The organism is Allorhizocola rhizosphaerae, assembly GCF_003426775.1.
In the GTDB taxonomy this organism is placed as follows: domain Bacteria; phylum Actinomycetota; class Actinomycetes; order Mycobacteriales; family Micromonosporaceae; genus Allorhizocola; species Allorhizocola rhizosphaerae.
In genome coordinates, this window is the sequence record NZ_QJUG01000005.1 from 1 (window position 1) to 16912 (window position 16912).

The following is a 16912-nucleotide window of genomic DNA, read 5'->3' on the forward strand; positions in this document are numbered from 1 at the left end:
GTGGGCGGGTGGGGTTGACGATCACGAGTCGTAATGCGCGATTCCAGCAGTGGCAAGCGTTGCTCACGAATCGTACGAAGCGGCACCGCGCCGGCGAATTCATTGTGCAAGGCGTGCGGCCGATTTCGCTTGCCGTGCAACATGGGTGGGAAATCCGGGCCCTGCTGCACCGGCACGGCGGGGCGCTGTCGAAATGGGCGGTGGAATTGCTCGATACGGTTGACACAACGCATGTGGCAATGGCCGACGAATTACTCGCCGAACTGGGCGAGCAGGAGGAGACGCCCGAGCTTGTGGCCGTGGTCGCGCAGCGGGCCGACGATCCGAAGCGCATCGCGCCCGGATTGGTCGTGGTGTTCGACCGACCGGTGTCGCCGGGAAATGTGGGCATGCTCATCCGGTCCGCCGATGCATTCGGGGCGACCGGGGTCGTGGTGACCGGGCATTCGGCGGACATTTACGATCCGCGGGCGGTGCGGGCCAGCACCGGATCGCTGTTCGCATTGCCGGTCGTGCGCTTGGATCGGTACCAGACAAAAGGGTTTGTCATAGGTCTTGACGAGCACGGATCGCTGGAGCTTGCCGACGTCGATTTGCGGGGCCCCACAACGCTTGTCGTCGGGAACGAAACGCATGGACTGAGCGCGAATTGGCGCGACGCATGCGATGTGCTGGCCCGCATCCCGATCGGCGGGGCGGCCAGTTCGCTCAACGCGGCCGCGGCCGGTTCGATCGCGCTCTATGAGGTGGCGCGGCAGCGGTCGATCCAGGGATGACCGGGATGGGCCGGCTAAATGGGCCCGCACAGCGATTTCGAGGTTTCGTGCTCGCGCGTTTGCCGCCCGTTGAAGGCGTCCACGCCTACGCGGCAGGAATCTCGCCCCCGCCCTCCGGAGTAGGATCAAGATCATGGCTAAGGTTTTCGTCGAGCGGACCGAAGAAGGTTACGTCGGCACGAATGAGCGTGGCGCCCGAGTCTCGATCGGCGCATCCGATCAGGACGGTGTTTTCTCCCCCGTCGAACTGCTGCTCGTGGCGCTCGGCGGATGCGAGATCGTGACCATCGAACCGTTGACCGCCAAGCGCGGGCACCGCCTCGTCAAGTTGGCGGTGACGGTGGAGGCGCAGAAGATCGAGCCGACGAAACTTGGCACAGTAACGGCCACATACGACGTTGAGCTGCCCGAAGGCGACGACAAAGCGGTGGAGGTGTTCAAGGCCGTGGCGCACCGCGTGCACGAACACCACTGCACTGTGGGGCGGGCGCTGCGGGAATACACGGAGACGGTCCAGGTGCTTCCCGTCTGAACTCGAGTCGATCTCCAGTCACCTTGCCGACACGGGTTGGCAACGTGGGCTCGGAGGAGCTACGCTTTCGCGCAACGCTCGTCTCTGACGGCTTCCCCCGTGGCCGCCCGAGACGAGCGTTCTTCGTTCGCTGATCGTTCCGTCGTTCGGCCGTTTTTGTCGGACCCCCGGCATATGGTCGAGACATGAATCCACGATTGAACGCGATCGGCATCGTCGCGTCGGACATGCGGGCCTCAATCGCCTTCTACGGGCGGCTCGGGCTGGAGTTCAAATCCGAGGGCGACGACTCGCATGCGTCGTGCCTGCTGCCCAACGGGCTCAACGTGATGCTCGACGCCGAAGGGCTGGTGCGCGACCTGGTTCCGGATTGGACACCCCCGGTGGGCGGGCATGCCTTCGCGCTGGCGTTCGAGTTCGCGACGCCGGCCGAGGTCGACACCAAGTTCGCCGAGCTGGTCGACGCCGGCGCGCGGGCCGTGCGCGAGCCATGGGATGCCTTCTGGGGTCAGCGTTACGCGTCGGTCCGCGATCCGGACGGCAACGGCGTCGACCTTTACTGTCCCCTACCGCGATCGGACATGTGATCGCGCTGCCCGACCGCGCGCCGAGAGCCGGGTTACCGATGGCGCAGGCGTTTCCGGGCGGTGCCCACTGTGGGCCAGTTCTTGACACGGGAGCGGGGTGCCTGCGAGCCCGATCGGCAGGGGCCCCTGCGACGGGCTCGGTGGTGCTGTGCATCGTCGCCAGCGACGACCGGGTGCGAGGTGATGGCGGCCGGCCGGCTGGGCGACGTGTCAGAGGCGCAGATCGACAACCCAGACGGGAGCGGCATGGGGTGAGCCGTCCCGCAGGACGGTGGCAAGGTGCGCGGTCGAGGTGCCGTCCAGGACGCGGCGCACGTCGGGGTCGAGCATGTGGGTGCTCCTTCAGCGGGGGTTGTCGGCGCGCCACGCGACGTAGTCGGCGACAGCCTTGGCGACGTCGAAGGCCGGCGTGAAGCCGGTGTCGTGGGTGAGCCGGGTGATGTCGAGGTAGGGGTCGTCGCCGGGGCCGTCCTTCCGTCCGGGCAGGAGGTCGAGCCGCAGGCCGGGGGTGATCGCCTGCAGCGCGTCCGCGAACTCGCGGTTGGTGGCCGGACGGCCGCTGGAGACGTTGTAGGTGTCGTGTCGCAGAGTGTCCGCGGTCATCAGGAGGGCGATCGCGCGCCCGGCGTCGGGGGCGTAGCAGCGGTCGCCGCCGTCCTCGGCATGCATGGGCCGCGGCTGCTCACCGCGGAGCACGGCGCTGATGTACGGCGGAATGTGGAAGAACGGTGATTGCGGGTCGACGAGCGGTCCCCAGATGGTGCCGATGCGCAGCACGACCGGCTGGACGCCGCTGCCCTGCAGGCTGTGCGTGGTCAGTGGCTCGACGGCCTTCTTGAAGGCGACGATCAGATGTGGCAGTGGTGCGGTGGGCAACGCGAGCTCCTCATGCCAGCGGGTCTCGGTGCGACCGATGTACACCCCGAGGCTGCTGGCGACCGCGAGCCTTCGCACGCCCCAGTTGCGGGCGGCCTCCAGCGCGTTGAGCAGGCCCGACATGTCCGTGCGGAAGAAGCGGACCGGGTCCTGGTCGGGGATGCTGCCAGCGAGATGGACGATGTCGCTGATGTCGTGGCGATCGGCGAGGGCGACAAACGCGTCCCGGTCGGTGACGTCGAGGGTCTCCACGGTGACCCGGCCGGCCAGGAACGACGGGACCTCGGTGCGGCGGTGCCCGGTGACGACGACCTCGTGTCCGAGGTCGAGCAGCGCGCGAGCGGTGTGCGCGCCGATCATGCCCAGCCCTCCGGTGACGAGGATCATCGGACCACCTCGTAGCGCAGGTGGGTCACGCCCGGTGCCGGGATGGCCTCCAGCAGGCGCAGGTGCACATGCTCCGGGAGCTCATGGAAGAAGCTGCGCCCGGCGCCGAGCAGGATCGGCACCTGATGCAGGATCACCTCATCGACCAGTCCCGCCCTGAGCGCCTCTGTGACCAGACCACCACCCATCAGGCCGACGTCCTTGTCGCCGGCAGCCGCGCGGGCTGCCGCGATGGCGTCCACTCGGCTCGGCGTGTCCCCGTCGAAGTACCAGTCGAACAGCATGGGCGCGTCGCCGAGACCGCGTCCGAACTCCTCGACGCCCTCGGGAGTGCGACCACTGATATAGCCGTCGACCGAGACTGCGTGGCCGCTGATGACCTTGCTCATGTTTCTCCTTGCTCTGTTGGCTGGATGGCTTGTGGGAAGTCGAAGAACCGGTGCGGGTCATAGGTTTTCTTGGCCATTACGAGGCGTGGATGGTTGCCCGCGTGGTACGCCGCGGCCCAGTCGTCGAGCGCGGGGGTCGGCGACCCGGTGGTGGGCCCCGCCCATCGCGGTGAACGTGAGCTGCCGCCGGCCCGCGGTCCTGGGCTCGCCGAACTGGGTCAGCAGCGATACGACGGTGCGGTCGGACATGGCCTGGGAGAAGAACTCCGACTGCAGCCGCGGATCCTGCGGGTCCAGGTCGGCGAAGGTGCTTTTCATTTGGTGGTACGGCATGCCGGTGCGCAATTCGACGGTGTCCGCCCGATCCACGAACTCCTGCAACAGCTCCCGAGTCGATCCCGCTCCCAACCCAGAGGCGCCGAAGAGGGTGGCTTGGTTCGGCGCGCCGGGCTCAGACACCAGGGTCAGGTTGACGGTCAGTTCGTCAGGGCTGTCCGGCGCCCAGGCCTGCCAGGCCGAGACTATTCGCTGGGGCCTGTGCGCCGACGAGGCGATCGCAGGTCAACCCGTGCTTGCGCCCCAGCAGACCGATCCCGGTCCGTAGCCCGGCGAGTCGGGCTGAACACCTCACCGTCGAGTGAGTCGTGGAACTCGGCTAGGTCGGGCACGAGTTCGAAACTACGGGCGGCGGGACGGCCGGTCTTGAACGAATCGCGCAGCCTCAGGTTCGCAGCGGCGGGCTGCTTCGGGTGGCAAGGAACGGCTCGTACGACGCGGAGTGATCGTGGCCGCACGCGCACCGGCCGATGTCGCCGCCGAGGAGCCGGCGCGGGGTCAGGCCGGTCAGGCGGACGCATTCTCGGCTGAGGTGGGCCTGATCGGCGTAACCCACGTCAATCGCCAGTCCCGCCATGCCGTCCGCCCCGCGCCGACCCGAGGCCGTGGCACCGGCTTGCGCCAGCGCGAGGAATCCCTGAAATCGCAGCGTCCGCTGGAGGACCTTCGGACTCATCCCGACGGCGTGCAGGCAGCGGCGGCGCAGTTGGCTCTCGGAGAGCGCCAGGCGGGTGGCCAGCGTGCCGATGTTCACCGGGTGCCATGGCATCAGCGCCTTCACGGCCTCACCCACCAGCGGGTCCACGTGGCCCCCACTTCGAAACTCCTGCACGAGGTGGCCCTGTAAGAGCATGAGCGCCCGCTCGGGCGTCGCGGCCCGCGCCATCGCCTCCACGAGGCGGTCCACCGCACTCCCCCACAGGTCCGCCAGTCCCAGCCGCTGATCCAACAGGTCGTCGAGCACCGTCGGAAGCGGCGGCGCGGTCCCCGGCTGGAACCGCACCCCCACGATGGTGGTCCACGGCGCGATAACCTCAATCTCGGGACCCGTCAGCGGACCAACCAGCTGCGGATGGCCCCCGATCGGAAAGTGGACCTCCACCCCACCCGTGGGCAGGTGACGTTGCACGTAAGCCGCCGCACCGGTGCGCTGTATCCACACCGTCCGCACCACCCCCGCCAATCCCGGCAACGGCGGACGCTCAACGTAAGACTCCACACGATCATTCTCGCACCGCAGCGAGCACCCGAGCGGGAGAGACGTCAAGGCCCTGCGAATCAGATCCGGATCCCCAGCCGTGCCAATGGTTCCACGAGTTGGCGTTCCTCATAGGACAGGTGCGACAGCAACGCGTCGGTGAGGATATCGACGGCCTCGCGCAGCTCGTCCACCCGTGTCGGGTCGGCGGCGAGCGTGACGAGCGCCGCGTCGACCCGTTCAAGCACTCCCGCGATGGCATGGTGCTCCTGCTCCAGCCGCCCCACCACGGGCGCGAGACCGGGCTCCTTGCGCCGCAGCTGCGGGAACAGCAGGGCATCCTCGGCGGTGTGGTGCATGGTGAGGACGCGGCAATAGCTTTCGCAGTATGCCCCGAGGGTCCAGTTGTTCTGCCGCATCGTCATCGTGTTGATGTGCGATCGGGCCTCGCCGGCATCCACGACGCCCGAGGCGACCTGGCCAATGAGGTCGCGCAGCTGGGCAAGCTCGGCGCGCAGATGGTCGTGGACCTCGATGAGGTGCTGGGCCTGTGCCCGCCCCGCAGCGGAGTATTCCACCGGCCCTTCCGGTTTGGGCGCGCTCGGCCGGGCCGATTCGTCCCACAGCGTCACCCTGGTCAGGCGCCGCCCGTCGTCGGGAGTGGGCAACACATCAAAGGCCTGGTTCACCGCAACAGGCGTGCCGGACCGATGTGCGGCAACGATTTCACGCACGGCGGGCGCGGTCTCTTCGGCGAAGCGGTGCAACGCCTTCTCGTCGTCGAGGTCGAGCATCGCGATGAAGCCGGACATGCCCTCACTCAACGCCAACTCCGCCAACTGCTGCGCGCTGAACTCCTCGCCCAGGTTGTAGAGCCGCCGGATGTCCGAGGGAGCACGCCCGGCCGCGACCGCGGCCTCGTCTATGGTGCGGTTGAGCTCCGCCAGAGCCGAGGGCGGCGCCCACGGGCTGCTCGGCATCCACCCGTCCGCCAGCCGCCCCACCAACCGCAGCATCCGCGGCTTGGCCGCCCCGAGCCAGATCCCGATCGGGTGCACCGGATAGGGCCCCGACTTCGCGCCCGCCAACCGATAGTGCGAACCCTCGATGCGCTCCGTCCGCCCCGGCGTCCACAGCGTCCGCATGACGCGGATCGCCTCCTCCAGCGCCGCAACGGCTTCACCCGGGTCGCGCCGTGGCCCGCCCATCGCGACCACCGGATCCCAGAATCCGCCCGCGCCCAGCCCCAACTCGACCCGCCCACCGCTGAGGATGTCGAGGCTTGCCGCGCTGCGCGCGAGCACCGCGGGCGGCCGCAACGGCAGATTCGCGACGTTGGGCGACACGCGCACCCGCCGCGTCTGCGCCGCGATCACCGACAGCAGCGTCCACGTGTCAAGGAACGCCGGCTGATAGGGATGGTCCTGCACGGTGAGCAGGTCGAGCCCCAGCTCGTCGGTCAGCCGCGCCATGCGGAGCACATCATCGGCCCGCGCCGCGAGCGGCGGCAGGAACACACCGAACAAAAGATCATGGCCGTAATCAGGCATGCCTGTAGTAAGCCATGCAGATCGTCTGTCGAACAGACAGTATGCCCGGCAGCACAAACCCGGCTAGACTTGCGGGGACTCGAAGGAGTCGGGCTCCCGGAGCACTGCGGAGGAAGGTGGCATATGCCCGTGGCTGCGCACCTCGACACCGACCTGGGCTGGGCGCTCGGGGTGGTCTTCCGCGCCTACGTCAAGGCGGCGCGCTCGGCGACCGACGGCATCCCGGGCGGCCACCGCGGCTTCCAGGTCCTGACCGCCGCGGCCGCCGAAACACCCGGTCCCGGCGGCCGCACCCAGCGCGCCATCGCCGCGCAGCTGGGCATCGACCGGACCGTGATGACCTACCTCCTCGACGACATGGAGCGCGCCAACCTCATCGCGCGCCAGGCCGACCCGGCCGACCGCCGCACCCGCCTCATCGTCGCGACCGACCACGGCCGGGCCGTGCTCGCCCAGCTGTGCCGCCGCCTGGACCGCCTTGAGGCACACATCCTGTCCGGGCTGCCCGACGCCGACCAGGCCACACTGAAGGGCCTGCTGCAACTGTTGGCCAGTCGACTCAACGAGCTCGATCCGGTCGCCAGCACCTGCGACGTCATTGAAGACATCAATTCAGAAAAACAATTTCCGGGTACCGCTGGGAGGGTCGATTGAGCAGACCGAGATCGCGGCCCTTCAGTTGACCGTCGAAGAACGTCATCAGATAGGCCCGCTGCACCGCGACCGCCCGCCCCGCGTTGACCGATCCGAGTGTGCTTTCCATCCCCTGCCCGCATTCCATCTGCGTGCAGATCACGATCAGGTCGGTGAACGAGTTGTGCCCGGTGCCGGTCATGCGCAGTCCCCGATGCCAGCCGCGCTGGTTGGTGACCTGCCACGACGATTCGATGGCGCGATACGGGTCGGGCTGCTCGGAGGCGATGAACAGGATCGGATTGTCCAATCCGGACGCTCGCACGGCAGGCGGCATCGCGCCGTCCAGTGACAGGCCCGCCTTGATTCGGTTGTCCTCCAGCATGGCCTGCGCAACCGTCGTCCCGCCCAGCGAGTGGCCGAAGAAGCCGATCCGGTCCAGGTTCATGGCCCCGGCGAGCCCACTGGGCAGTCCCTCCACCGATGACTTGCCCTCGTTCATCTCGGCGAGGCTGTCCACCACGAAACGCATGTCGGCGACGCGCACCGGCAAACCCCGCTTGTTGGCCTCGTCGAGCCAGGCGAGGTCGGGCGGCCCGAGCGACGGCGGCTCCTCCGGTTGGTAGGTCACGACCCGCCCGCCCGGGAACTCGACCGCTCCCGCGTCATAGGGATGGTCGACGGCCACGACGATATAGCCGCGGCTCGCGAGCTCCTCGATCAGCACGGTCCCGAAGCCCCGGCTGGACGAGTACGCGTGCGAGTACAGCACGACCGGGTAGTTCCGCTTCATCCACGGGACCGGAATCACGCCGAACAGCGGGTCCCGCTGCCGCGCCACGGGCGCGGACTGGTACGCGTGGGTCATGCATTCCGGTTGCAGCCCAAAGGATTCGGCGGCCTTCGGGGGCATGCACGGTGCGAACGTCTGGTCGCGCTGAGGGTTGGCCGGGTACCACAGCTGCAACATCAGCTCGCGCGGCCGGCCCGGCGCGAACGGGTCGAACCGATCGCGGTCGACCACGTGCACGGACACCGTGCCGATCCTGGCCTTGCCGGTCGGCGCGGGCAGCTCGATGGCCGGCAGCAGCGGGGTCGGGGTGGATGGCGACGGCTCCGCCGAGGGCGACGGTGAGGGCGACGGCGAAGGAGACGGTGAACCGTTCGAAGGCGAGGGTGGGCGTGAGGGCGACGGCGAGCCCGGTGGCGCGGGCGACCGCGATTCCGACGGCGAGGGCTGCTGTTGCTGCTGTTGCTGCTGCTGAGCGCCGGGCGGCGGCGCGGCGGACGGCGACGGTGCCGAGGGCGACGGCGAGGGTGAGGGCTGCGCGAATCCTGTGGCGGTCAGCAATACTGCCGCCAGAGCAAGCAAACGCCATCCCCTCATGTTTGGCAGCTTAGCGGGATTTCTCTGGACAAATCCGAGGAATTCACATATTCGGGCCCTCGGTCGGCCTCGGCGGTGGGTTGTGCCCGATTCGATGCGTCCCAAGCACTCCGACGCTCGTCATTGGACAGTCCGACGTGACACCGCCGCGCGCACACCGCAGCGTTATCGGCCCCGGAGGGCACGACCTTTTGTCGAAAGCGGCTCTGCGGCAAACCCGGCCGTGGCACGATTCAGCCAGAAAGGCCAGGTGAAGCCATATGGCACGAGAAATCGACCAACATCTGGACGACCATCGGGACGAACACGACCAGGGCCTGCACGCCGACCTGACCCTGCTGCTCAACCGCCGCCTCGCGCTGGGCCTGCTCGCCGGGGCCGGGGTGGCCGCGCTGTCGGCATGTTCCAGTACGCTGCAGCCGACCGATGAGGCATCGCCGCCCGGTGGGCCGGGGCAGGTCACGCCGCCGAACGGATACCCGACACCACCGAATGGCGAGTCCCCGAACGGATATCCGGGAACCACCGCGCCAAACGGGACCGGGTCGCCAAACGGGACCGGGTCGCCAAACGGGACCGGGTCGCCGTCTGCGACAGGATCACCATCAGGAACCGCGTCGCCATCGGTGCCCGGGTCGCCGTCGGCGCCTGGGTCGCCATCCGGACCGGCGGGCACCGGAGTCTGCACCGAAATCCCGCAAGAGACCTCGGGACCGTACCCGGCCGACGGCTCCAACGGGCCCAACGCCCTTGCGCAGAGCGGGATTGTGCGCAGCGACATCAGGTCGAGCTTCGGCTCGGCGACCGGTGTCGCCGAGGGCGTGCCGCTGACCATCACGCTCACCGTGCAGGATCAGGCCGGCGGATGCCGGCCCAAGCCGGGCGCGGCCGTCTACCTGTGGCAGTGCAATCGCGAGGGGCAGTATTCGATGTACTCGCAGGGGATCCAGGACGAGAACTACCTGCGCGGCGTGCAACAGACCGGTACCGACGGAAAGGTAACCTTCAATAGCATCTTTCCGGGATGTTACTCCGGGCGGTGGCCACATATTCATTTTGAGGTGTACCAAAGCCTCAGCGCCGCTACGTCGGGTGGACAACCGCTGCGCACGACTCAGCTGGCGCTGCCGGAAGCCGTGTGCATGACGGTTTACACGACCGCGGAAGGCTACAGCGCCAGCGTCGACAACCTCGCGCGGGTGACGCTGCAGGGCGACAGCGTGTTCGGCGACGACGACGGGGCACGCCAGCTGGCCACGGTCACCGGCTCAGTGTCGTCCGGATACACCGCCACGCTGGCCGTGCCCGTCTGAACGTTGGCACTATGGGTGGATGCCGCATCTGTTCATCGCGCTCTCCGGGGTCCTCGCCATCGCCGCGCTGCACGTGCTGCCGCCGACCAACGCGGTGAGCCCGATCCGGCGGACCATCAGCGAATACGCGTTGTACGACACCGGCTGGCTGTTCAACCTCGGTGTGCTGGCGGTGGCGGTCGGCTCGCTCGGCGTGCTGGTGGGGCTGGTGCGGTCCGGGATCGCGCGGGCAGGATCGGTCGCCGGGGCCGGGCTGCTGCTGTGGTGCGTCGGCCTGACCGGGGTCGTGGCGTTCCCCAAGCACAACTGGGCGGTCGGGCCCTCCGTGAACGGCGATATCCACCGCGTCGCGAGCTTGATCGCGTTCGTCGCACTGCCGGTCGGAGCGATCGCCGTGGCCTGGGCGTGGCGGCGCTCGCCGGTGTGGCGCAACTATGCACTGTGGACGATCGGGTTCGCGGTGCTCGCGCTGCTGTGCTTCGGCCTCATCGCGGGAGCCTTTGCGCTGCAACCGGTCACGGGCGTGCGCTGGTGGCGCGCCATCCCGCTGGGCGCGGTCGAGCGGGCCCTGGCCACGGCCGAGGTCGCGACCGTCCTGACGCTGGCGTGGTGGTCTTCGCGCGCGAGATTGTCACACCGGTCTGAGACACTCGTGGCGTGACGTATGCGGTAATCGATGTCGAGACCACCGGGCTGCGCCCGTCGTGGCACGACCGCGTCGTGGAGATCGCGATCGTGCAGGTGGACGCGGCGGGAGCGATCGAGTCCGAGTGGTGCACGCTGGTCAACCCGCAGCGCGATCTCGGGCCGCAACACATTCACGGCATCAGCGCGGCCGAGGCACGGCAGGCCCCGCCGTTCAAGGAGCTCGCGGGCAGCGTGGCCGAGCGGCTGGCCGGGCGGGTGCTGGTCGCGCACAACTGGGCGTTCGACTCGATGTTCCTCGCGGCCGAGTTCGAGCGCATCGGTGCCGATGTGCCCGTCGACGCGGACAACGGCCTGTGCACGATGGTCCTGGCCGGACAGTTCCTGCCCCAGTCGGGGCGCGCGCTGGCCTCCTGCTGCCGGGCGGCCGGGGTGACGCTGACCAACGCGCATTCGGCTTTGCACGATGCGCGGGCGGCGGCCGAGCTGCTCGGGCACTACCTGTCGATCGCGGGCGCGCCGCCGCCGTGGGCCCACCGGTTACGGGTGGCGCCGGACTGGCCCCCGTTCCCGCCCGCGACCATCGGGCCGGCGCGGCGGCGGGCCGAAGGGCGCTTCGAGCCGCACTTCCTCTCCCGGTTGGTGGAGGAGTTGCCGCGGACCCACAAACCCAATGTCGACGCCTATCTCGACGTGCTCGACCGGGCGCTGCTCGATCGGCACATCTCGGTCGTCGAGGCCGAAGCACTGGTCTCGGTCGCCGACTCGCTCGGGCTCGACCGCGCCGAGCTGGTCGAGCTGCACGAGCAATACCTGCAGGCGCTCGCCACGGTAGCGGTGCTCGACAACGGCAGCGTGAGCGCCGGGGTGCGCGACGACCTCACGTCGGTGGCGACCCTGCTGGGCCTCGACGGCGGAAGCGTCGATGGTGTGGTGCGCACGGCCCAGCACGCCATCACCATGCTCGGCGGCGAACCGGCCAGACCCACCCGCCGGCTCTACCTGCGGCACGGTGACATCGTCGTGTTCACCGGCGACACGGGCGAGCCGCGCGAGATGTGGGAGGCCCGCGCCACGGCAGCCGGCCTACGGGTGGGCCAAAACGTGACCCTCCAAACACGACTGTTGGTCGCCGCCGACCCTGACACCATGTCGGGCAAGGCCGCCAAGGCCGCGCAGTATGGCATCCCGATCGTGCACCCTAAGGCGTTCCTGCGCATGCTGCCGACTGACCTGTAGCTTTGTGCTACCCCGCATGCCCGGTCGCCTCACTCCCCTGCGGATCCTGTGGGCCCTCGTCTGTGCCGTCGCGGGCTTCAGCGCGCTGTTCGCGGGCGCGGCACAGGTCTCCCGCGCCCATCAACCGACGGTAGGCCTCGTCTTCATGACGCTCGTGGTGGCCATCGTCAGCGTGCCCATCCATGTCTATCTGCATGAACTCGGCCACCTGAGCGCGGCCGTCGTGCTGCGCCTGCCCGTCGCCGGGACGGTCGGCCGCACGACCGTCCGCATTGGACTGTGGGGCAGGGACAGCATGGTGCGCTGTGTACCCTCGCCCGAGCAACCGTTCCTCCGGGCCAGGCTGATCGCCATGATTCTCGCGGGCCCGGGCGTCAACCTGATCACCGCTATCGGGTGCTATCTGGCCGGGACCGCCGTCGGCTCGGGCCCGTGGCGATTGGTGCTATCGGCGATCGGCGGCGCCGCCGCCTGGGTGGGAATCCGGAATCTGATACCGCAGACTCACGGTGACACGCCCACCGACGGTCGACGCGTCATCAGGTGGCTGTTGCGCCCCGAGGGGCTGCGCACCTCGCTGATGCTGGAGCACCTCGCGTGGCGGGCCAAGAGTCCGGGCAACCGATGGCGCAGCTTCGAAGATCTCCGGCCCGCGCCGGACAACCAGACCTGAGGGCAACGCGGGCGAGCTGTCCGATGAAGATGCGCGGCAGTTCGTCCACTTAGGATGGATAGTCGTTGACTCTGTCGAAGGCGATCCGATGGAGTCCATCTTTCGGCGAAGGCGTCCATCCCGCGCCCCCATCACCGCCGCACAGACGCGGACTGGCCGGCTCCGCCTGCCGGATGGGTTCCACCGCCGGGGTGGCAACCGGACCCGAATTGGCCTCCGGCGCCTGAGGATTGGCAGTGGTGGGTTCCCGCTTGGGACTGAGCAAGCGGGGAAAGTACCGTGTCTGCCGTGGACGAACTGGCGCTCGTGGCCGCGATAGTGAAGAAAGACCCGCAAGGGCTGGAGATTGCCTATCGCCGTTATGCCGACCCGTTGTACGCCTACGCGCGCGGGCTGATCGGCGACGGTGACGCGGCGGCCGACATCGTGCACGATACGTTCCTGCTGGCGAGCGAGCACGTCGCGCAGCTGCGCGACCCGGCCCGGCTGCGGCAGTGGCTCTACGCCATCGCCCGCAACGAGGGCCTGCGCCAGATCAAGCAGCGTTCCCGGCACACGCCGCTGGAGTTCGCCCCCGACGTCCCGGCCGACACGGTCGATCCGAGCGCGGGCGCCTCCTCGCAGGAGGTGGCCGAGCTGGTGCGGGCCGCGATGGCGGGCATGTCGGATGGTGACCGCGAGGTGGCCGAGTTGGCGCTCAGGCACAATCTGTCCACAACGGACATTGCCGAGGTGCTCGACGTGCCGATCAACAATGTGCGGGCCCGGTTGTCGCGGGCACGCGAGCAGCTCACCATCGCGCTGGGCGTGCTGCTGGTCGCCCGCCACAACGATGGCGCATGCGCCACGCTTGCCGAGATGCTCACCGGATGGGACGGCAAGCTGAACCCGTTGCTGCGCAAGCGGCTTCACCGGCACATTGAAGACTGCGAGATCTGCACGGACACGCGGCGGAAGCGGCTCAACCCGGCCGCGCTGCTGCCCGCGTACGGTGCGGCGCCCTTCGCTCCCATGCTGCTGATGCCGCCCGGCGATGGGCGGCCCACCCCGGCCCCGCCGAAGTGGAACCGGGTCGGTTTCCCGACACAGGGTTCGCCGCGCACGCGCGTGGTCGTCGTCGCGGCGGCTGTGGCCGTGCTGTTGGCAGGCGGTGGCGGTAGTGCTTGGGTGTTCGCCCAGTCTTCGGGGTCGGGCCAGACTCCAGTGGCTGCGGTGTCCTCGTCTCCGACACCCTCGGCTTCACCTACGGCCTCGCCTTCGCCCACGCCATCGCCCTCCGTGGAGCCATCGCCCTCCATGGAGCCGTCGCCCTCGCCTTCCGTCCGGCCGTCGCGCTCCCGGACGCCCTCGCCCACGCCACCGGCCCCGCTGGCTTTCGACGCCAACGGCACCTGCGCCGGGCCGGACGCGGCGGGCGGTTACACGCTCAGCGTCACGGCTACCGCCAACGCCGATCTGCAGTCGGCGCAGCTCTTTCACGGGAGCGCTGCGGCGTACCAGATGCAAATAAACGACAAGACGGCGACCATCACCCGTCGGGTCCCGGCAGGCGGTCACACCTGGCAAGTCGAGGTGAAGGCGACCGACGGCCGCACGTTGCTCGGTCCATTTGAGACGACCCGGTGCGGCGGCTAGCTGTCGCCTGCCCGACAACGGATTCTTTTTGCGCCTGGCCGGGCTGGGCTCTCTTACCCGCGTAACCGAAACAACGACGGGTTGGAGGAGTCATGCGACAGCTTCTGATCGGGGCCATGGTGGCCGCGATGGCAATCAGTCCGTTCGCCGCAGCCGGGGTGGGCAATGCGGCGGTGGCACCGACGCCGCTCGCCTTCACGGTGGACCCGGCGGTGCGGCCGACGGTGACCGAGGTGGTCCCGGTCGAGGGCAGCCGCGAGTTCCGCCAGGTCGGCGCGCTGGCCACGCCTGGCGGCACGACAGCGGAGTTGGTCCTCGACGAGGTGATGGTGCACGCGAGGGACCAGGCCGAGCTTGACGCCTTCCTGGCGCGGTGGAACGGCCAGGTGCTCGACTCGTTCGCGCCCGAGCGCGACGGCAGCGGCCAGGACCACCTGGTGAAGGTGGACGTGAGCGGGGCCGACCCGGCCAACCTGCCGGCCGACCTGCTGGCCACCGAGCCGCGGCAGTCCGGGCAGTACCGGGCCAGCGACGAACGGGTGCTGCGCCTGCTGGCCCTCGCCGCGTCGGAGTGGAAGCTCGGCACCGAACTGGTCGTCGACTGGCTCACCGAGCCGAGCACGATCGAGTCCGGTGAGGCGTTCGAGGCAAGCGACATCCCGCAGAACGTCTTCGACTGGTCATACATGCGCGCGGGCGGAAACATGAACACAGGCGTGGCCCCGGCATGGCAACTGTTGCAGACCAAGGGCAAACTCACGCCTCAGGTGCGCTACATGGTGGTGGACGGCGGGTTCAACCTCAACCCCGACCTCCCCGCCAACTCGACGATCCGCAAGGCGAGCTGGGGCGACACCAACCCGAAGGGTTGCAGCAACGGTTCGTCGTGCCCGTGGCACGGCACCGACGTCGCGCTCGCCGCAATGGCCAAGGTGGACAACGGGTATGGCGTCGCTGGCCCGGCCGGTCCGGTGGTCTCGCAGTTCATCGCGGTCGGCAACAGTCTGGACTACTGGTCGGTGCTGCGGCGTACCGAGAAAATGGCCGAGGAGGAGGACCCGGACGTGGTGAACCTCAGCTTCACCCGTGACGTCAACCTGGGTATCCCCCACGCCAGGAAGTGGACCGACCGGCGGATGAAGCACGTGCGCGACACGGGTGCCCTGATCGTGGCGTCCGCGGGCAACTACTCGACCAGCGTGGACAACGGAACCCTTTGGGTGCCTTGCGAAAGCACCCACGTGATGTGCGTCGGCGGCATGAACCCCGATGCCGTGGTTTCCGGCGGCTCCAACTTCGGCGAGGTCGACGTCCCGACGTCAGTCGAGATCTACGGCCCGATGTGTGTGCTCAGCCTCAACGACCCCGGCAATCCGCTGACCGACCCCGCCACGAGGTCCGACGCCTGCGGCACCAGTGTGGCGTCGCCGTTCGTTGGCGGCGTGGCGGCACTGGTGATGGCCGCGAACCCGGCGCTCGGCCCGGAGCAGGTTCGCCAGATTCTCAATGACACCGCACACGTGGGTGGGCTCGGCAGCAAGGTGACGGGCAGCCAGCGCCGGATCAACGCCCTCGGCGCGGTCGCCCACGCGCTCGGCGTCGACATCACCGAGCCGAAGGTGACCATCCAGAAGCCCACCGACGACGCGAGCTTCGGCGTGAGCGAATGGATTGATTTGGCGGGTACGGCGACCGACTTCATGGGCCGCGCCGTCCACATCATCTGGTCCAGCAGCAAGGACGGCAAGATCGGTGAGGGCAAGTCGATCAGCGTCCCACCGCTGTCGGCCGGCGCCCACCTGATCACGGCGTCGGCGACGGACAGCATCGGCCAGACCAGCACCGCGAGCGTGAAGGTGACCGTGGTCGACTCGCCGGCACAGGTCAAACTGGTGTCGCCGGCCAACGGCGCCGAGATCGTCGAGGGCAACAGCATCCCGCTCGTGGCCACGTCGCTGGACCCCGACACGAACAGCCCGGTGGACGACAGCCAAACCCAGTGGGAGGTTCGCCGCAGCGGGATGGTCGTGCACACGGCAAGCGGCCACTCGGTGAGCATGCCGGCCGCGAAGGTGATCCCGGGCTCGTACACGGTCAAGTTCACCGCCGCGGGTGTGTCGGTGCAGCGGGCGTTCACGGTGATCGCGGTCCCGGCCGGGCAGCACAAGCCCACCGCGACCATCACCACGCCGGCCCAGGATCTGAGCCTGGACGCCTACAACGGCACGCCGCAGTCGGTCTCGTTCGCCGGCACGGGCCACGACACGGAGGACGGCGCCATCTCGGGCATGCGCTACCGCTGGACCGCATACTCCGGTAGCGAGACCAAGGTGCTGTGCGCCGGAAGCAACGTCCCGACCGGCGAGCAGGGCGGGATCGTCTTCCCCAAGAACTGCGCGAGCTTCACGGCGCAGCTGGGCCTGGCCAAGGGCGACTACGCCAGCACCACCTGGACCGTCATCCTGGAGGTCTTCGACTCCTCCGGCCTGGTCGGCACCGACTCGGTGAACATCGAAATCAACTACATCACGGGCTGACCCAAGCCGAGCCGCAGGGGGCGCCGTCCGGCTCACGCCGGGCGGCGCCCGCTCAACGTTGATCGCAGGGTGAGCGGGGTCTCGGACTCGACGCGGGACAGCTTCTCCGGATTGCGCACGCACGTAGTAGAGCCCGATGATGCGGGCATCCTCGACATGAAACGCCATGACGCCGTCGATCTCGCCGTCCAGGCGCACGACGATCGCCGGGTTGCCGTT

Annotated in this window: 17 protein-coding genes and 1 pseudogene; 11 read left to right on the forward strand and 7 right to left on the reverse strand. The window is 68.8% G+C overall.

Annotated features, from left to right (window positions below; genetic code table 11):
* Nucleotides 1-8: 8 nt before the first annotated feature.
* The 3 genes from DM816_RS01680 (at nt 9) to DM816_RS01690 (ending at nt 1895) form a co-directional block, all read left to right on the forward strand.
* Nucleotides 9-776, forward strand: coding sequence for a TrmH family RNA methyltransferase (locus tag DM816_RS01680; protein ID WP_117208313.1), 768 nt, complete (start codon nt 9-11; stop codon nt 774-776).
* Nucleotides 777-909: 133 nt separating this feature from the next.
* Nucleotides 910-1308 carry an OsmC family protein gene (locus DM816_RS01685; RefSeq protein WP_117208251.1) on the forward strand — a complete coding sequence of 133 codons (399 nt, stop codon included), beginning with the start codon at nt 910-912 and terminating at the stop codon, nt 1306-1308.
* Nucleotides 1309-1493: 185 nt separating this feature from the next.
* On the forward strand, nt 1494-1895 hold the full coding sequence (locus DM816_RS01690) for a VOC family protein (RefSeq protein ID WP_117208252.1): 402 nt from the start codon (nt 1494-1496) through the stop codon (nt 1893-1895).
* Nucleotides 1896-2237: 342 nt separating this feature from the next.
* On the opposite strand, the gene DM816_RS01700 is transcribed toward DM816_RS01690, so the two are convergent.
* The 6 genes and pseudogenes from DM816_RS01700 to DM816_RS01720 form a co-directional block, all read right to left on the reverse strand.
* Nucleotides 2238-3158: an NAD-dependent epimerase/dehydratase family protein gene (locus DM816_RS01700; protein ID WP_117208253.1), complete on the reverse strand. Its 921-nt coding sequence runs from the start codon at nt 3156-3158 to the stop codon at nt 2238-2240.
* Nucleotides 3155-3547: a dihydrofolate reductase family protein gene (locus DM816_RS01705; protein WP_117208254.1), complete on the reverse strand. Its 393-nt coding sequence runs from the start codon at nt 3545-3547 to the stop codon at nt 3155-3157. Before DM816_RS01705 ends, DM816_RS01700 begins: the two co-directional genes overlap by 4 nt.
* Nucleotides 3544-3627 (reverse strand): annotated as a pseudogene (locus DM816_RS45600) (BBE domain-containing protein); the annotation flags it as partial. The pseudogene DM816_RS45600 and the gene DM816_RS01705, both read right to left, overlap by 4 nt.
* A complete protein-coding gene (locus DM816_RS44120) occupies nt 3605-4006 on the reverse strand; it encodes a hypothetical protein (RefSeq protein ID WP_246001439.1) in 402 nt (133 codons plus the stop codon). The pseudogene DM816_RS45600 and the gene DM816_RS44120, both read right to left, overlap by 23 nt.
* 262 nt (nt 4007-4268) lie before the next feature.
* Nucleotides 4269-5102, reverse strand: a complete 834-nt coding sequence (locus DM816_RS01715) for a helix-turn-helix domain-containing protein (RefSeq protein WP_117208255.1) — start codon at nt 5100-5102, stop codon at nt 4269-4271.
* Between the two features lie 59 nt (nt 5103-5161).
* Entirely contained in the window at nt 5162-6631 is a 1470-nt protein-coding gene (locus tag DM816_RS01720) for an LLM class flavin-dependent oxidoreductase (RefSeq protein WP_117208256.1), read from the reverse strand.
* Nucleotides 6632-6754: 123 nt separating this feature from the next.
* Here DM816_RS01720 and DM816_RS01725 point away from each other — a divergent pair, with 123 nt between their 5' ends.
* On the forward strand, nt 6755-7285 hold the full coding sequence (locus DM816_RS01725) for a MarR family winged helix-turn-helix transcriptional regulator (RefSeq protein ID WP_117208257.1): 531 nt from the start codon (nt 6755-6757) through the stop codon (nt 7283-7285).
* Here the strand turns inward: DM816_RS01725 and DM816_RS01730 are convergent.
* On the reverse strand, nt 7239-8300 hold the full coding sequence (locus DM816_RS01730; protein WP_117208258.1) for an alpha/beta hydrolase family protein: 1062 nt from the start codon (nt 8298-8300) through the stop codon (nt 7239-7241). The two genes, DM816_RS01725 and DM816_RS01730, sit on opposite strands and share 47 nt — an antisense overlap.
* 1 nt (nt 8301) lies before the next feature.
* Between DM816_RS01730 and DM816_RS01735 the strand changes: the two genes are divergently transcribed.
* The 7 genes from DM816_RS01735 (at nt 8302) to DM816_RS01765 (ending at nt 16693) form a co-directional block, all read left to right on the forward strand.
* Nucleotides 8302-8529, forward strand: coding sequence for a hypothetical protein (locus tag DM816_RS01735; RefSeq protein ID WP_117208259.1), 228 nt, complete (start codon nt 8302-8304; stop codon nt 8527-8529).
* Between the two features lie 382 nt (nt 8530-8911).
* On the forward strand, nt 8912-9964 hold the full coding sequence (locus DM816_RS01740; RefSeq protein ID WP_117208260.1) for an intradiol ring-cleavage dioxygenase: 1053 nt from the start codon (nt 8912-8914) through the stop codon (nt 9962-9964).
* A 19-nt stretch (nt 9965-9983) separates the two neighbouring features.
* Nucleotides 9984-10625: a DUF998 domain-containing protein gene (locus DM816_RS01745; protein ID WP_117208261.1), complete on the forward strand. Its 642-nt coding sequence runs from the start codon at nt 9984-9986 to the stop codon at nt 10623-10625.
* Nucleotides 10622-11848 carry an exonuclease domain-containing protein gene (locus DM816_RS01750; protein ID WP_117208262.1) on the forward strand — a complete coding sequence of 409 codons (1227 nt, stop codon included), beginning with the start codon at nt 10622-10624 and terminating at the stop codon, nt 11846-11848. Before DM816_RS01745 ends, DM816_RS01750 begins: the two co-directional genes overlap by 4 nt.
* A gap of 16 nt (nt 11849-11864) precedes the next feature.
* Entirely contained in the window at nt 11865-12521 is a 657-nt protein-coding gene (locus tag DM816_RS01755) for a zinc metalloprotease (RefSeq protein ID WP_117208263.1), read from the forward strand.
* A 288-nt stretch (nt 12522-12809) separates the two neighbouring features.
* A complete protein-coding gene (locus DM816_RS01760) occupies nt 12810-14156 on the forward strand; it encodes an RNA polymerase sigma factor (RefSeq protein ID WP_162907005.1) in 1347 nt (448 codons plus the stop codon).
* Between the two features lie 92 nt (nt 14157-14248).
* A complete protein-coding gene (locus DM816_RS01765) occupies nt 14249-16693 on the forward strand; it encodes a S8/S53 family peptidase (protein WP_117208265.1) in 2445 nt (814 codons plus the stop codon).
* Nucleotides 16694-16912: the final 219 nt, after the last annotated feature.

What these genes read in the sequence shown, in the direction of transcription:
- DM816_RS01725 (WP_117208257.1), top strand. Translation starts at nt 6,755, where the DNA reads ATGCCCGTGGCTGCGCACCTCGACACCGACCTGGGCTGGGCGCTCGGG.
- DM816_RS01765 (WP_117208265.1), top strand. Translation starts at nt 14,249, where the DNA reads ATGCGACAGCTTCTGATCGGGGCCATGGTGGCCGCGATGGCAATCAGT.
- DM816_RS01685 (WP_117208251.1), top strand. Translation starts at nt 910, where the DNA reads ATGGCTAAGGTTTTCGTCGAGCGGACCGAAGAAGGTTACGTCGGCACG.
- DM816_RS01700 (WP_117208253.1), bottom strand. Translation starts at nt 3,158, where the DNA reads ATGATCCTCGTCACCGGAGGGCTGGGCATGATCGGCGCGCACACCGCT.
- DM816_RS01755 (WP_117208263.1), top strand. Translation starts at nt 11,865, where the DNA reads ATGCCCGGTCGCCTCACTCCCCTGCGGATCCTGTGGGCCCTCGTCTGT.
- DM816_RS01690 (WP_117208252.1), top strand. Translation starts at nt 1,494, where the DNA reads ATGAATCCACGATTGAACGCGATCGGCATCGTCGCGTCGGACATGCGG.
- DM816_RS01720 (WP_117208256.1), bottom strand. Translation starts at nt 6,631, where the DNA reads ATGCCTGATTACGGCCATGATCTTTTGTTCGGTGTGTTCCTGCCGCCG.
- DM816_RS01705 (WP_117208254.1), bottom strand. Translation starts at nt 3,547, where the DNA reads ATGAGCAAGGTCATCAGCGGCCACGCAGTCTCGGTCGACGGCTATATC.
- DM816_RS01740 (WP_117208260.1), top strand. Translation starts at nt 8,912, where the DNA reads ATGGCACGAGAAATCGACCAACATCTGGACGACCATCGGGACGAACAC.
- DM816_RS01745 (WP_117208261.1), top strand. Translation starts at nt 9,984, where the DNA reads ATGCCGCATCTGTTCATCGCGCTCTCCGGGGTCCTCGCCATCGCCGCG.